Annotated in this window: 11 protein-coding genes and 1 tRNA gene; 10 read left to right on the top strand and 2 right to left on the bottom strand. The window is 49.0% G+C overall.

Annotation, left to right across the window (positions count from 1 at the left end; all coding sequences use genetic code 11):
* The first annotated feature begins 31 nt into the window (after nucleotides 1-31).
* The 4 genes from DUW71_RS04135 to DUW71_RS04120 are packed head-to-tail and all read left to right on the top strand — an operon-like array spanning nucleotide 32 to nucleotide 3,568.
* The gene (locus DUW71_RS04135) at nucleotides 32-931 is read left to right on the top strand and encodes a siderophore ABC transporter substrate-binding protein (protein ID WP_199671149.1); all 900 of its coding nucleotides are present in this window, start codon (nucleotides 32-34) and stop codon (nucleotides 929-931) included.
* Entirely contained in the window at nucleotides 931-1,872 is a 942-nt protein-coding gene (locus tag DUW71_RS04130; protein WP_119393973.1) for an ABC transporter permease, read from the top strand. The genes DUW71_RS04135 and DUW71_RS04130 overlap by 1 nt, the downstream gene beginning before the upstream one ends.
* Entirely contained in the window at nucleotides 1,869-2,819 is a 951-nt protein-coding gene (locus DUW71_RS04125) for an iron chelate uptake ABC transporter family permease subunit (protein WP_119393972.1), read from the top strand. The genes DUW71_RS04130 and DUW71_RS04125 overlap by 4 nt, the downstream gene beginning before the upstream one ends.
* Nucleotides 2,816-3,568 carry an iron ABC transporter ATP-binding protein gene (locus DUW71_RS04120; RefSeq protein ID WP_119393971.1) on the top strand — a complete coding sequence of 251 codons (753 nt, stop codon included), beginning with the start codon at nucleotides 2,816-2,818 and terminating at the stop codon, nucleotides 3,566-3,568. The genes DUW71_RS04125 and DUW71_RS04120 overlap by 4 nt, the downstream gene beginning before the upstream one ends.
* A 26-nt stretch (nucleotides 3,569-3,594) precedes the next feature.
* Here the strand turns inward: DUW71_RS04120 and DUW71_RS04115 are convergent, their stop codons facing one another.
* Nucleotides 3,595-3,807 carry a carbohydrate-binding protein gene (locus tag DUW71_RS04115; protein WP_119393970.1) on the bottom strand — a complete coding sequence of 71 codons (213 nt, stop codon included), beginning with the start codon at nucleotides 3,805-3,807 and terminating at the stop codon, nucleotides 3,595-3,597.
* A 416-nt stretch (nucleotides 3,808-4,223) separates the two neighbouring features.
* On the opposite strand from DUW71_RS04115, the gene DUW71_RS04110 reads away from it, so the two are divergent.
* The 6 genes from DUW71_RS04110 to DUW71_RS04085 all read left to right on the top strand — a co-directional run bounded on the left by DUW71_RS04110 (nucleotide 4,224) and on the right by DUW71_RS04085 (nucleotide 13,119).
* Entirely contained in the window at nucleotides 4,224-4,712 is a 489-nt protein-coding gene (locus DUW71_RS04110; RefSeq protein WP_119393969.1) for a YajQ family cyclic di-GMP-binding protein, read from the top strand.
* Nucleotides 4,713-4,800: 88 nt separating this feature from the next.
* Nucleotides 4,801-5,112, top strand: coding sequence for a putative signal transducing protein (locus DUW71_RS04105; RefSeq protein WP_119393968.1), 312 nt, complete (start codon nucleotides 4,801-4,803; stop codon nucleotides 5,110-5,112).
* Nucleotides 5,113-5,173: 61 nt separating this feature from the next.
* Nucleotides 5,174-5,250, top strand: a tRNA-Met gene (locus DUW71_RS04100).
* Between the two features lie 344 nt (nucleotides 5,251-5,594).
* Complete coding sequence (locus DUW71_RS04095) at nucleotides 5,595-6,572, top strand: transposase (protein ID WP_119393967.1); 978 nt, start codon at nucleotides 5,595-5,597, stop codon at nucleotides 6,570-6,572.
* A 563-nt stretch (nucleotides 6,573-7,135) separates the two neighbouring features.
* Entirely contained in the window at nucleotides 7,136-9,994 is a 2,859-nt protein-coding gene (locus tag DUW71_RS04090) for a cellulose-binding domain-containing protein (RefSeq protein WP_119393966.1), read from the top strand.
* 242 nt (nucleotides 9,995-10,236) lie between these two features.
* A complete protein-coding gene (locus tag DUW71_RS04085; RefSeq protein ID WP_119393965.1) occupies nucleotides 10,237-13,119 on the top strand; it encodes a chitodextrinase in 2,883 nt (960 codons plus the stop codon).
* Between the two features lie 46 nt (nucleotides 13,120-13,165).
* On the opposite strand, the gene DUW71_RS04080 is transcribed toward DUW71_RS04085, so the two are convergent.
* Nucleotides 13,166-15,595: an ABC transporter permease family protein gene (locus tag DUW71_RS04080; protein ID WP_158583864.1), complete on the bottom strand. Its 2,430-nt coding sequence runs from the start codon at nucleotides 15,593-15,595 to the stop codon at nucleotides 13,166-13,168.
* Nucleotides 15,596-15,619: the final 24 nt, after the last annotated feature.

Below are 15,619 nucleotides of genomic sequence, written 5' to 3'. Positions count from 1 at the left end.
GAGAATCATTAACAAACAGAAAGGAAATAGCATGCGTTCAATTATTGCCGGTGCCGCCCTATTAACGGCGGCGTTTGCCAATGCCGATATCACAGTTGAGCATTACAAAGGCACGACTACCCTAGCGCAAGTGCCGGAAAAAATTGTGACATTCGACATTGCTTCGCTCGACACACTTGATTTTCTGGGTGTGCAAGTGGTTGGTTTGCCACAAGATTTTGTGCCATCGCATTTGTCGCACTACGAGGGCGACGAATACACCAGTGTTGGGTCGTTATTTGAGCCAAACTATGAGGTGGTTGCCAGCCTTCAGCCAGACTTAATCATTACGGCAAACCGCTCGTTGCGTGTTCACGACGACTTGGCAAAAATTGCCCCAGCCATTGATTTGACCGTATGGGTAGACGAAGAAAATCCATCATTTCTTGGTCAGTTCGGTAAAATGAGCCGCGCTCTGGGCCAAGCCGTTGGTAAAGAAGCCGCAGTTGACCAACAGCTTGAAGTGATTCAAAGCAAGGTTGAAGCAACACGAGCACTTGCCGATGATGCTGGCAATGCTTTGATTGTGTTAACCAATGGTGGCAAGGTCAATGCGTACGGTCCTGGCTCTCGTTTTGGTTGGATTCATGATGAACTAAACGTAAAACCAGTGATTGAAGATGTGGAAGCGGCTTCGCACGGTGATCCGATTTCGTTTGAGTTCATTCTTGAGCACAACCCTGACTACTTGTTTGTACTAGACCGCGATGGTGCGATTAACCCAGACAACGCCGCTGCCAAAGCGACCTTAGACAACGACCTGATTAAAGCGACCAAAGCCTACCAAAACGGCAATATTGTCTATCTGAACTCGACTAACTGGTACATTGTGATGAATGGACTAGGCGCTGTTGAGCAAATGGTAGACGAGATTCATTCGGCACTTGAATAATGATTCGCGCGACCATGTTATTGGCCTTGGTCGCGCTTGCCCTCGCGAGCATTTTAGTGGGGGTAGGCGACCTAGGTGGCGCTCAGGCGCAAAATATTCTGCTTACCAGCCGTATTCCACGAACCATTACAGTGATGCTCACCGGCACGTCGTTGGCAATAGCCGGTGTATTAATGCAAATGCTGGCACGCAACCGCTTTGTTGAGCCTTCAACCACTGGCACGACTGAGTCGGCCATGCTGGGCCTTTTTATTGTAACGGTTTTTTTCCCAGGCTTTAGCATGATGAGCAAAATGCTTGTGGCGTCGGTGTTTGCGTTGGCTGGCACCTTCATCTTTATCACCTTGATTCATCGGCTACCGCTGCGCTCGCCAGTAATGGTGCCATTGGTTGGCATTATGTTTGGGGGCATTGTCGGCTCGGGGGTGATGTTTTTTGCCTACCGTCTCGACTTAGTGCAATCGCTAGGTATTTGGATGAATGGCGATTTTTCCGCCGTATTAAAAGGGCGCTACGAACTAATCTGGCTAGTGGCTGTGTTATGTGGATTAGCCTACTGGCTAGCAGACCGCTTTACCGTGGTGGGCATGGGGCGCGATTTTGCCAGTAACCTTGGGCTAAATTACAAGTGGGTGATGGCCGCTGGGTTTTCCCTAGTTAGCATGATTGCCGCTGTTACTCTGGTTATTGCCGGTGTGGTGCCGTTTCTTGGTTTGATTGTGCCGAATATCGTCTCACGTATGCGCGGCGATAACCTGCGCTTAAGTATGCCTTGGGTTGCCTTACTTGGCGCCTTATTTGTATTGGCCTGTGATGTGATTGCGCGCTTGCTGCGATACCCCTATGAAATTCCAATTGCCACAGTGGTTGGCGTGATTGGCTCTGTATTATTTATATACCTGCTACTTAACCCACCCCGCAAAAAGGGGGTGCGCGCATGAGTTATCCCATTAATCGCCTAATGCTGGCCTGTTTGCTGGCCATTGCCGGCGCGGTTGCCTTTTTGGCGATGAATCGTGTGGTGGGTTGGTCGCTTACTTGGCAGTTTCGCAGTGATAAATTGCTAACCATGCTAGTGGTTGCCCCGTGCATTGCTATGTCGACCGTGGCGTTTCAAACCATTACGTTTAATCGCATTCTTACCCCAAGCGTGATGGGGTTTGATGCGCTTTATATGTTGCTGCAAGCATTGGTGGTGGCTTTACTTGGCAGTGTAGCGCTGAGCGATATGAACCCCTACCTCAAATGGGCAGGCGAGATTCTGCTGATGGTGGCTATGGTGACACTGCTGTTTCGCTGGCTGTTTGGCGGTAAGCGACGCGACCTATTTTTAATGATTTTAATTGGCATCATTTTTGGCATCTTATTTCGCAGCGCCACAGATTTGATTATGCGCATACTCGACCCAGTTGAGTACGCCGCCGTGCTTGATGCCTCATTTGCAAGTTTCAATCAAGTGAATAAAGACCTGCTATTGGCCTCAATGGTCATCTGTATTGTGCCAATGCTGGCCTTGTGGCGCTGGCGCCATCGCTTCGATGCCATGTTATTAGGGCGCGATCAGGCTATAAACCTTGGCGTTGACTACAACCGGCAAGTGACCAAAACCCTCATATGTATTGCCATATTGGTTGCCGTGCCAACCGCGCTCGTTGGGCCCATCACCTTTTTTGGCTTGCTAGTTGCCAACCTGGCTTATCAATTTTCTGGTACCCATAAACATGCCTATGTCATGCCCATGGCCGTCGCGATATCCGTCACCTTTTTAGTGGGTGGGCAAGCCGTGCTGGAACATGTTTTCAACTACGGCAGTGCGCTGGCCATTATTATCGAATTTCTGGGTGGCCTAGTTTTTATTTTGCTGATTTTGCAACGAGGCAAACGATGATTGAATGTTGTGACCTAACACTAAGCTACGACCAGCAGCCCGTGCTCAAGCAGATCACGCTAACCCTAGGCAAGCCAGGGATTACGGCGCTTATTGGCCCAAACGGGGCGGGTAAGTCTACCTTGCTGTCGGCGATTGCACGGCTTGTAAAACCAGATAGCGGCACCGTATTGCTTGATGGGGAGCCGGTAGTCGGCAATCAAACACTGGCCAAACACCTAGCCATTTTACGCCAAGATAACCATATGGAAGCCAGGCTGTCGGTTTATGACCTGGTCTGCTTTGGCCGCTACCCCCATAGTGGTGGCAGGTTAACCGACGAAGACCTGCAAAAAGTGGCGCAAGCGATCGACTATCTAGACTTGCAACCTTTGCAAGACCGCTACCTCGACGAGCTATCAGGCGGGCAGCGCCAACGCGCTTTTATTGCCATGATTTTAGCCCAAGACACCGAGTATATTTTGCTCGACGAGCCGCTCAATAACCTAGATATGAAGCATGCGGTGAGCATTATGAAGCTTATGCAGCAAGCCGCGCGCGACATGCATAAGAAGATCATTATTGTGCTGCACGATATCAACTTTGCCTCGGTGTATGCCGACCAGATTATTGCCATGAAGGATGGCCAAGTAGCCTACCAAGGCACGCCTGAGGAAATGATCACCGAGCCAGTGATGCTCGACTTATACGACCTGCCAATGCAAATTCAACAAATCAACGATAAGCCCATTGCGGTGTATCATTTATAGCCTCACCTAGGTAAGAACGGTGGCGTTTAGTTTTTGGTGACAACAGTCCAAAGCGACTGTGGGTGCTCGTTGGGTTCGTTGTTTATGTTCCATAATCGAGCTTGCCAATACTGACCATTAAAACGCACCACCGTGCCACTAGGGTAGGCACGGTCTGGTTGCCAATAAGTAGGGTGTTGCACTGCTATGTTTCTGGCAGAAAGATGGTGTTGAGTTGGCTTGGCAAAATTTGCGGTCATAAATGGCCTACCTAGTTTACCCGCGGCATGAGCCGCAGTTTGCTTGTGTTCTGTATTAAATCTAAATGAATGGGAACGTTACCACAAATTAATATATATAAATTATAAAAAATAATAAAATATTATTTAAATTGAATAAAAATTAATATATATGTTATTTATATAAGTAAAAAAATTAAATGGATGTTGATTTTTTCTGATCATTGTTAAAAAATGATATCTAGGTCACAAAATAAAAGCGACAAGATGCTGAATGGTGTTAGATTGGTATGGGTATGGTCAGTCCACAGAAAATGGAATGGGAAGTAAAAGGTGATACCTATCAGCATTGAAGGGTGTTGCTCAGAAGCAATGCTTGGCAAGTAGGCTGTTTTTCGTAACACTAGTGACATGATTCATCAATGGGGAAATGGACTGTGCCGTCTTTCGATATCGTCTCAGAAGTAGATAAAGTTGAACTAGGAAATGCCGTTGCCAACGCCAAGCGAGAGTTAGAAAATCGATTCGATTTTCGTGGTGTTGAATCATCCATAGAACAGAAAGATTTAGTAGTAACGCTAAAAACTGAATCCGACTTCCAAGTTCGACAGCTTGAAGACCTATTTAGAACCCAGTGTGCAAAACGAAACGTGGACGCCGCTGCGGCAGAAGTAGATGAGAAGCCAATCCATGTGGGTAAAACTTTCTCGCTAAATATGACCTTCCGTGAAGGCATTGATCAGTTAGTTGCGAAAAAGATTGTTAAGCTGATCAAAGCAGAAAAACTGAAAGTACAAGCAGCAATACAGGGCGACAAAGTACGCGTAACCGGTAAAAAGCGCGACGACTTGCAAGCCTGTATGGCGGTACTGCGCCAAAGTGAAGAGATTGACTTGCCACTTCAGTTTAATAACTTCCGCGATTAATAAATAGGTACCCCCTGCAGGCTTTACGAACCCAGAGTTCGAGAAACAGGAGCGATTCGGCTGGTTTAAACCAGCCGCTTCTTAATGTATGAAACTCGTTTTTACCCATCCATCGTCACTGATCGTTGGCAACGCTAGAAACTTGCTAGATCAGCAAGGCATCGCCTGTGAAATGCAAAATGTTTTCGCTGGTTCCGCTGCAGGCGAGCTGAGCCCGATAGATGCTTGGCCAGAACTGTGGGTGAAAAACGATGCCCATGAGCAGCTAGCAAAATCGATTCTGGCCAATGCCGAAAATGGCGCTGACGAAACTTGGCTGTGCACTAACTGTGGCGACGAAAACGTAGGCTCGTTTGACTTCTGCTGGCAGTGTGGGACGGCCTGTCCAGAAAAAAAATAAATAAAATCAAAAACTTAGCTTGCATCAGCCGAATTAATCAGTATAGTACGCCACACGTTGTCGCGGGGTGGAGCAGTCTGGTAGCTCGTCGGGCTCATAACCCGAAGGTCGTAGGTTCAAATCCTGCCCCCGCAACCAGTTTTAAGAAAGCAGCTAGAAATAGCTGGTTTTTTTTCGCCTGTCATTCCCGCGCGCGCTTAGCGGGAATCTAGTTGCAAGGCTCAAAGCCAGTAACTACGCGCTCTTCGCTATTCTGATATATACCTTTCTGAACTCAGTAACTACCGCTCAGCTCTCTGTAGAGCAAACTAAAAAATACCATCAGATAACCAAATAATTACTTAAAATGGGCACAAAACCCAGCCTGTGCCCAAATTGTGCCCATTTTGAACGTGGACACCCACCCTTTACTAGGATGGTTGCTGTTTATTTGACCAGCACCATCCGGTCGACTACCTTGTAATCACTAGGAGGTAGTCGCCGTGACCATTGCACGTTCCCAAATCATTCAGTTGGCCGAAACGCTTTTTTATCATTGCGTGTCGCGCTGTGTTCGCCGTGCTTTTTTGTGCGGTGTTGACCAGGTAAGCCAGCAATCCTTCGAGCATCGCCGTGCTTGGCTAATTGAACGCATTCACCTACTGGCCAGCGTGTTCACCATCGACGTGGCGGGCTATGCCATTATGTCTAACCACTACCATCTAATTTTGCATGTGAATCATGCCGCGGCACAAGCGCTGTCTGATCGCGAGGTGGCTGAGCGCTGGCAGGTGTTGTTTAAGGGCAGTAAGGTCGTCGATCGATATTTAGCTGGTGAAGAAGGCGTTGCTGAACTAGCGCAAGCGACACTCGCGAAATGGCGGGCACAGTTGTTTGATATCTCTTGGTTTATGCGCTGTTTAAATGAAAACATCGCTCGCCGCGCCAATGCTGAGGACAACTGCACCGGCAGGTTTTGGGAAGGCCGGTTCAAATCACAACCGCTTTTGGATGAGAAAGCGCTGCTTGCAGCCATGGTCTACGTCGACCTGAACCCGATTCGCGCTGAAATGTGCAAGAGCATTCCCGAAAGTGAATTCACCAGTGCCTATGAGCGCATTCATGGCAAGCCTTGTGAAGATAGTACTGGCGCAAGCAAGAAGCCGCTAATGAGTTTTATCAGCACAGATAGCAACCTCAGCGAAGCCTGTTTGCCATGCACTCAAGCGCAATATTTCGAGCTATTGGATTGGTCGAGCAGGGTTGTTAGAGCAGACAAAAAAGGCGTTGTCTCCATTGAGCAGCCGCCACTGCTGCAACAACTAGCCTTCAGCCAAAATCAATGGCAAATACTGTGCACTAGCCTTGGCAAGGTAACTCATGGTGCAATCGGGGCGCCGAATCAAGTTGAACACTTTCACCAAAGCAGAGGCTGTAAGCGACGACCCCGTACAGACATTGTTGTGCAGCTATTTGGTTAGCTAATCCCGCCACCAAAATAAAAATCTTTAAATCGGCTTAAAATCGAGGCGCGTCCGTGCGTGCGCTACCACCACTCTGTTGCTTTCACCTTAGTAATTAATCATCTTTTACAGAAATAATCGCAAACGCTCGATTCAAATAGGGCGTTTTGACTGTCTTGCAGCTGCTTGGCTGGTGGCAAAAATGGTCTCAGCTAAATAATCAGTGGCTGTCCTGATTCAAAAAATGGCCAATCAATTATCTCTTCAAATGCAATTTATGCGTTTTCAGCGGCTCTCATAACCAAAATCCAAACTATTAGGTCGTTTAGCCAGAAAGTTGACGTTTTGACGTCACTAGTTTTGCCACAAGTTGGTCTTAGTGTGTTTTTGTGTGAAAAAATGGCTGTATATGTGTGATGGGTTTCTCATAAATGATTTAGTTTGGTACCAGTTTCAAAGGGATTAGGCATAATATCCATGAGGAAAATATGTGAATCAATCCGCACGCTTAGCGTTCTGCTATTGTGACGTGCACTCGTGTCTGTAAACTCCGCTCAACTTTTTCAGCTAGCGGTTTGTTTATGTCTCGCAAAAACCTTTCTTTCTCTCTTTTGGCTTCTGCTATTGTATTGGCTGGTTGTAGTGAGCCGATTTCGGTGACATTGCCGAATGTGACTGAGCCAAACGTAACGCCAACTTCGAGCGTGACGCCAGAGCCGACTGCAGCACCAACTGGGGTGTCGACTGCTACACCAGTGCCAACGGCGACCTCAGCGCCAACGTCAACGGCAGTACCAACGGCAACTGCTGCGCCTACTGCTACGGCAGCACCAACGGCATCCGTTGTTTATCCGGAGTTTGTGCCGGGTGCTACTAAAGCGGAAAATGGTCAGGTTTATCAGTACGCAGGGGAATGTTGGGAAGCGAGCAATAATCCTGGTGTTTGGGAGTCGCCAAAAGAAGGTTGGTTCTGGAAAAAGGTAAGTTGTGATGGCGCAACAGCGAACCCAACTGTAGAGCCTTCAATACAGCCGACTAGCCAGCCAACAGCTACTCCAACAGCAAACCCAACAGCAGGCATTACCGCTACGACTGTTGTGACTGCACAGCCCACAACTCAGCCAACTGCACAACCAACAGCGGCGCCTACTGTGCCACCAGTTGAGCAGCCGGATGGCTTGTGCGGCGAGTTCAATGTGTATCCAAACTGGACGCAAGACGGCTATGCTAACACTGGCGATATCATGGTGTACGACAACATTGCCTATGCCGCGAAGTACTACACAACTAGCATTCCTGGTAGCGATGACACTTGGGAGCACCACCTAAACTGTGACGGCACTGCCAAGGGTGAGCCGGCAAAACTGTCGATGCCAAACCCAAAAGACCCAGTGAGTTTAAAAGTGGCGGGCTGGCCAAACTATGTTGTGGCGGCCACGCCGAGCTCGAATCAACCGTCAACAACTGTGGTCAATCTGAATACAGCAGCTGAGCTAGCCAATTCATCAGTGCTACAGGCGGGGTTTGAGACCCTTATTCGCCAAGCGCAAAGTGCCGGTAATACCACCATTATTTTGCGCAGTAATGTGCTAGATAGCATAGTGTCTGACAAAGGAACGACACTTGGCACGGTGACGGTTCAGCAAGCATTGAACAATGCTGCAAGCGCGTTAGGGGTTACGCTGTCAGGCGTTGCCAACTTGCCAAACAACGCCAGGGGCTGGGCGCAAGCAAATAATCTTATTATGGCGCAGCTAGCACCGAATACTGTGTTCGGTTGGGAGTTGAGCATTGGTGATTTTGCGCACCAGAATCACTCGGGTTACCGCTCAGTGTGGAATGCAGCGTCTAAATCAACGGCAGATCTGCTAGACAACTTTGGTTTATATCAGGGTGCCAATGCAGCTGATTTTGTTGCGTTTACTAAGTCGGCTTCAACGTCGTCGCTTAATGCTGATCAGTGGGACAACGCGCTAAGATTTGTTAAGCAAGTAACAGACTTTGTTGATGCACCAGCAATGTTGTCATCTGTGCCAACTGCACAAGCCGGTGACTACTTCCTTGGTGCCACATCGGCCGAACGTAAGCTTCGCCATGCAGCTTATCACAATGTATTTGCCGTTTTGTTTGATGCCGCTAACAGTGGTTTAGAAAGCAAAATTGGCGACTACATGAACCACAGCATTCCTTTGTATAGCACAAGTGGCGGCGCCGGCAGTGCAGCACAGCTAACCAGTGTGGCTGCATTGAACGCTTCGCTTGAAGGTGCGGCGAGCAAGATGAACAACGAAGCGTTTTTGTATGAAACGCCAAATAACGGCTGGGTGCCATCAACCATTTATAAATGGGAAGATTTCTTAACCGGCTTGAACTCAATGCACAACGTCGGTGTGGCAGGCAAAAAGTTCTGGTTAGTTGATGAAAATGCCGACGATGCCACCAACGAGAAGTATGCCAAAGTAGCCATTGCAGCGTTTCTCGCTCAGTCGATGCAGGAAACCATTCGCTATAATGCGTGTGACGAAAACAACTGGGACATGAGGAAATATGGGGTGGCGAAAGCTGATTACCCTATGAGCTCTTCTTGTGGCCAACTTGGACAAAAATATGCCGATTATGGTCAAGACCCAGTAACCGGCCGCGACCATCCGTACTCTTGTGCGCGCAACCCAAAAATGGAAGTGACTGCAACAACTCATGCTGAATGGTACGGTGCGCCGGCGCCAATTTTTGCCGCGCCAGACGCCGTGTTAGCCGAGGCTGGATTGTTGGTGAATGGCAGTGTTGGCCGCTGGGACCACTCTGGTCAGTGGTGCTCATCAGATGTACAAGTATCAGTAATCGATGACACCAAACAAGCTTGGGAGCGCGAAACCTGCCAGGTGTATCCAAACCAGAAAGCCGGTAGTTTTGTTTGGGATGGTAGTGCCGAGAAGTCAGTTGAAGGCTGTGGCTGGTGGGGCCGTGGAGTGATTCAAACAACGGGCCGCCAAAACTTCGGTACGCTTAACCACTTCCTTGGCCGCTCGCATGTCGACCCAGCAACCATAGGTACTGTAGTAGATGGCCAGTTCGTGGCAGAGCCGCCAAGTGATCCACTGTATGCCAACTTAGACCTGTGTTCGAATCCGCAGCTAATTTGTACGTCGCAAGAGCACCCAGAAATTAAATGGATTGCTGGCCTGTTCTTCTGGATGACCTCGGTGCAAGGTTACGAGAACCCAGGCGGCCCATTTGAAGGCTGGAACTACTACAACGAGTTGAAAGCTTACGTAGATGGTGGCTTGCAAGGTACCAAGTTTATCGATGACGTGTCGGGCATTGTTAACCGTGGCTGTCCTGCTGAAACTTGCCCAGTGAGTGGCCACGTGCACGCGCTAGAAGAACGTCGTGAACATTTCGATTTGGTGTTGCGCACGCTAGGTTTAGATCCGCAATAACTATGTAGCGCCCCCTGCGCTAGTAACCCAGCCCTTAGTGGCTGGGTTTTTTTTGCCTGTCAATTTGCTTGTTAACTTGCTTATTAAAAAGTGCCGATAAAATCTAACAATGTAAGCTTTTCATTTAAATGTGATGTCTATCACAGATGTTTCTTGGCGATGAAATTTATTCCAAGTTTGTTGTCTACCTTTTAGATACCTCTGTTGTACCGAGGGATAACAACAAAAATTGGAGGCATTAAATGAAGAATTACATGTTGTCTGCTATCGCGCTGGCGGTTGCTTCAACTTCTTATGCAGCACCCGCGTGGCAGCAAGGCACGGCGTACAGCGGTGGTGATCAAGTAACTAGCGCTAATGCAATATATGAGTGTAAACCATTCCCTTACGAGGGCTGGTGCGGCCTAAGTGCATATGAGCCCGGCATCGGATTCGCCTGGACCGACGCTTGGATGAAGGTAAACGACCCTGATGTAACCCCAGTCATTACCCCAACCCCGGTTATTAGCCCAACCCCGGTTATTAGCCCAACACCAACAGACGTTGGCGACCCGAATAACTACCCAGAATTTATACCTGGCAGTACCCGAGCATCGAATGGCGACATTTATCGCTACGGTGGCAGCTGCTGGCAGGCCAAAAATAATCCAGGGCCATGGGAAACCCCTCGCGAAGGGTGGTTCTGGAGCGAAGTAAGTTGTGGTGATACGGTTGTCACACCAACGATCACGCCTACTACTACACCAACTGTTACTACGTCACCAACCATTACAACGTCGCCAACGGTCACGCCGACTACTACACCAACTATCACGCCTACGGGTGACCCAAACCTCTACCCAGAATTTGTGCCGGGTCAAACCAATGCCACCAACGGCCAAGTTTATAGCTATGGTGGTGCCTGCTGGCGGGCGCAAAATAACCCTGGCCCATGGGAAACACCAAAAGAGGGGTGGTTCTGGACACAAGTTGATTGTGATGGCACCGGCATTAGTCCAACGATTGGGGTGTCTACATCACCATCCGTTACACCAAGTGTCACACCGGCGCCAGTTAGCCTGTCGATGCCAAATCCAGAAGATCCTCTGCACTTAGAGGTGCCAGGCTGGCCAAACTATATTGTTGCGGCAACACCTCAAGATAGCGCGCCAGAAGTCTCGGTGGTTAATCTTGCTAGCCTTGCCGATGTAAACAGCGTGGCAGGCCTGCAAGCAGGGTTTGAGAATGCCATCTTTGCTGCCACCAGTGCCGGTACATCAACACTCGTACTTAGGTCTGATGTGCTCGACAGCGCTATATTCGATAAAGGTGCTTCGCTTGGCGCCATTTCGGTGACCGAAGCATTAAATGCTGCCGCGGGTGCAACGGGTGTAACGCTAACTGGTATTGATGCGCTAGAGAATAATGCACGCGGTTGGACGCAAGCGCATAACCTCATCATGACTCAGCTAGCGCCAAATGCGGTGTTTGGTTGGGAGCTGGAGATTGGTGAGTTTGCCCAGAACTACCATACTGGCTATCGTTCGGTTTGGAATGCGGCATCAAAATATGCGGCCGACACTCTATATGCGTTTGGTTTATATAGCGGCAGCAATGCAGCGGATATCGTAACGTTTAGCAAGTCGGGCGCTACACCAGCACTGGATGCAGACAAGTGGGACAACGCCTTGCGCTTTGTGAAGCAAGTATCCGACTTTGTTAAAGCGCCAGCGATGCTATCGTCGATTCCGGCTGAACAAGCAGGAAGCTACTTCCTTGGCGTAACGCCAGGCGAGCGCAAATTGCGCCACGCGGCTTACCACAACGTGTTCGCAGTGCTGTTCGACGCTGACAATGCCAGCCTTGATAGCAAAATCAACGACTACATGACATCAACAATCCCACTATATAGCCAGGGTTCAAGTGCCATTGATGATGGCCTAGCGCTAACCTCCATTGCTTCGCTCAACGCGCAACTTATTGCCGCCGAGCAAACAATGAATAACGAAGCCTTCTTATATGAAGTATCACAAGGGAGCTACATTCCTTCAACTGTGTACAAGTGGAATGACTTCTTAGCAGCGTTAAGCTCTATGCACAATGTGGGTATTGCTGGCGAGCAGCTATGGCTCTACGACGAAGGCAAAGACGATGCAACCAACTCGCTTTATGCCAAAGTTGCCATTGCAGCCTTCCTCGCTCAGTCGATGAAAGAGACCATCCGCTACAATGCTTGCGACGAAAACAACTGGTCAATTAACACTGGTGACCCTGTGAACTACCCACTCAGCTCATCGTGTGGGCAGTTGCAGCAAGACTATGCAAGCTACGGGGTGAACCCAGTTACCGGCAATGACCACCCATACTCTTGCCCTCGGGCGCCGAAAATGGAAGTAACGGCCACCACGCATGCAGGTTGGTATGGTGCGCCAGCGCCACTATTTGCAGCCCCAGACGCTGTGCTAGAAGAGGCGGGTATTTTGGTCAATGGCAACGTTGGCTACTGGAACTTCGGTGGCGGTTGGTGCGCGGAAATTCCAACCTCGATTGATACCAGCAAGCAAGCCTGGGAGCGCGAAGAGTGTAAAGTGTACGTTGGCCAAAAAGCCGGTCAGTTCGTTCACAATGGCTCGGCTGGCAAGTCGGTTGAAGGCTGTGGCTGGTGGGGCCGTGGTGTGATTCAAACCACTGGCCGCCAAAACTTTGGTACCTTGAACCACTTCCTTGGTCGCTCGCACGTGAACCCAGACACCGTTGGGCAAACACTAGAAGGCGTGGAAGTGCGGCCAGCACCCGAGGCACCACTATATGCTAACCTCGACTTCTGCTCGAACCCACAGTTCATCTGTACCTCAAAAGAGCATCCAGAACTTAAGTGGATTGCTGGTTTGTTCTACTGGATGAACGACGTGCAGGGCTATGTTGGCACTGGCGCCTATGCCGATTGGAACTACCTAACTGAGCTACGTGCCTACGTAGACGGTGGGTTAGTTGGCACTGGCTTTATCGATGATATTTCAGGCATCGTAAACCGTGGGTGTCCAGACTCCACTTGCCCAATTAGTGGCCCAGTGGATGGTATGGACGACCGCCGCAAAAACTTCTTCTTAGTACTAGACAAGCTAGGCGTAAGCTATAGCCGCTAGTTCATAATGGTATATGAAACTAAGCCTGCCGGTTGGCAGGCTTTTTTTATCCCTGCCAAACACTCAAGTCCTTGTTGTTTAGCGTGCGCGCACACCACCAAAGGCTAACTTGCTGTACGACTAAAATCAGCACGGTTGCAATCACGGCTAGGTTCAGCGCATCGCGTTTGGGTAGCCATTGTGAAACCAGTGGGAAGAATTCATAGAAGCCAAACACCGCAATGACCAAGGCTGTCACCAGTGCTATGGCGCTAAGCACACCAATACGAAGCTGGGTTTGCATTTTTGCCACCCGCGGAGGCATGCCTTGGGCAATGTTTAACCAATACCAAGGCTGCATGTGTTTGAACAAATAACTGGTATTGAGCAGCACAATGGCAAATAACGACACCATAGCCAAAGTAGATAACACCAGTACTAAGCGCAGTCGCTGCACTGCTACTTCCTGCTCTAGCGCCATATACTCATGCCAGCTGAGCAGGCGATAGCGCTGCCCGCGATCATTGGGCAAGGTGTTTAGGTCAAACTGTGGCGCTACCCAGATAATCCCCAAACAATTGCTTGGCACGCGCTTGGGGCTATACAGTATCGGCACATTGGCGAGGTTGGGCATATTAATGGCCGGTAGCACCCCTTGAATGTTTTGGCGGCCAATAAACGTTAACTTGCCACTGGCATCAATGACTGGTGCTGACGATAGTTGAATATCTGCCAAGTCACGGGTATCGGTGGAAATGTTTAATGATTTCGCCGCACTCGCGCTAATTAAGGCGTTGCGGCCTTGAACCGAGCCCATGTCTAGTACCTGCTTAAAAAAAGCATGACTGGCTTGCGAGTTAATAATGGTGACCGGGTCGGCTTGGCTACCATGGACGGTCATGCTTTTCGCATCCGACTGAGTTGGGAAGTCGGTTAAACCGCATTGCATGGCTAAATCGTCTGGGTGGTTTCGCAATACGGCTTGCCATTCAGGGCCATAGGTGGCGTTAAATTCACTATATGTTCGAATACTGCCATCAGCTTTTTCAATGTCGGCGATCAAAACTTTGTAGTCGGTTTTACTTAGGGCGTCATTCGGTGCTAGTTGGCGCCAGTAAGAAGTACTTACTAACCCTATAATCAATACAGCAATGGCCAGAATGACAAGATAGGCAGCATGATTAAGCTGCATCCACCAAAAATTATGAACGATGTTGTGCCTAAGGTTGTTGAGACCTTGATACACATACTCAGGGTCGGCCACTTTACGGCTGCTCAACACCAAATATAAGCCAATGGCGAAAATAACCATCAGCAATACTAGCCAAGGCCATATGGTGAACTGCCTTGCGCTCACAAAACCTATGGTATCGGCAAATACATTAAGCGGCAGGTAAAGCACTACGGCAAATACCAGCGCAAGGAGTGAAAACAATGCAGTCTCAACAAGCACTTGTTTGCCAATGCGGTTAGGGCTGGCTCCCATGGCAATTTTTAGCAGGAATTCTGGTTGCCGTATCTGCTGTAAGCGCTGGGCGAATGCGAGTGTATACAGCCCTACAATCAAACCCAACCCAATCATGATAAGGCTTAATAAACTGACTGACTCGCCTAGCGTTTGATATGCAGCCAGGTCGGTTCGGGTGCCGGGAAGCACGCTAATTTGCCTAAAGCTGGAGTCGTAACCAGCGCACGCGGCGGGTTGATCTAATAATATCCGATTTAACTGCCGTTCTAATCGCTTTGCCGTCGTGCTTGTTTTGGTGGTAACAAACAGCTCGCCTATCCAGGGTTCGCTAGTGGCTAGGGGCGGTTGAAAAGCATGGCTTTGGTCGCGGTTCTGTTCGATGTACCAATGGAACATGCCATTGCTAACAATTATGTTAGGCTTGGCGCTGTCTTGATACGGGTGAAAGTTAGCAGGCAGAATACCAGCGACTGGAAACACCTGACGATCACTAATTATTTTGCCGTTAATATCCTTTTGTTGGCGTAACGCAATGGCTGGCAAGCCATTGTGCTCAATTAACATCTCTTGGTTGGCTAGCCACCATGCTTCGTTTAAATACACCCAACGCTCTTGAAAGCGTTGCTGGTGATCAAAAAAGCGCTCGACTGGCTCAACACCAAAAAAAGATAAAAAATTCTGCGAAGCCGTCTGAATCTGCTCGCTCGTGATCTTCACCGTGCGCTCTGGTCCAACCAATTCGCCATTATCAAACCCAAGCAGCGGCGCGCTCACGGCCGTGTCTAGCGTTTGGCTAAATTGGTAGATGGTGCAGCTTTGTAAGTCACCTAGATGAGAGAGGTTGTTATACCCAACGGAAAAATAATGATTGGGTGCCGCACCGGCCGGTACATTCTGCTGATAGTCCTGCAGGGTTTGCCAATACATTAAACCAATGGCCATAAAGCTAGCCAGTAGAATAATTAAAAATGCTAATAGTGAGCGCAGCGGTTTAACAAAGCACCACGAGAGAGAGAGTTCAGGTAGCATATTTTGCATCCTTGTTTAAACAGG

Origin of the sequence: Salinibius halmophilus (genome assembly GCF_003577475.1) — a bacterium.
Taxonomy (GTDB): domain Bacteria; phylum Pseudomonadota; class Gammaproteobacteria; order Pseudomonadales; family Natronospirillaceae; genus Salinibius; species Salinibius halmophilus.
This window is presented reverse-complemented; position numbering and strand designations above follow the sequence as displayed.

Bases quoted from the DNA above. Each gene is read 5' to 3' on its own strand.
- DUW71_RS04105 (WP_119393968.1), top strand. From the start codon at position 4,801: ATGAAACTCGTTTTTACCCATCCATCGTCACTGATCGTTGGCAACGCT.
- DUW71_RS04090 (WP_119393966.1), top strand. From the start codon at position 7,136: ATGTCTCGCAAAAACCTTTCTTTCTCTCTTTTGGCTTCTGCTATTGTA.
- DUW71_RS04085 (WP_119393965.1), top strand. From the start codon at position 10,237: ATGAAGAATTACATGTTGTCTGCTATCGCGCTGGCGGTTGCTTCAACT.
- DUW71_RS04135 (WP_199671149.1), top strand. From the start codon at position 32: ATGCGTTCAATTATTGCCGGTGCCGCCCTATTAACGGCGGCGTTTGCC.
- DUW71_RS04125 (WP_119393972.1), top strand. From the start codon at position 1,869: ATGAGTTATCCCATTAATCGCCTAATGCTGGCCTGTTTGCTGGCCATT.
- DUW71_RS04115 (WP_119393970.1), bottom strand. From the start codon at position 3,807: ATGACCGCAAATTTTGCCAAGCCAACTCAACACCATCTTTCTGCCAGA.
- DUW71_RS04080 (WP_158583864.1), bottom strand. From the start codon at position 15,595: ATGCTACCTGAACTCTCTCTCTCGTGGTGCTTTGTTAAACCGCTGCGC.
- DUW71_RS04120 (WP_119393971.1), top strand. From the start codon at position 2,816: ATGATTGAATGTTGTGACCTAACACTAAGCTACGACCAGCAGCCCGTG.
- DUW71_RS04130 (WP_119393973.1), top strand. From the start codon at position 931: ATGATTCGCGCGACCATGTTATTGGCCTTGGTCGCGCTTGCCCTCGCG.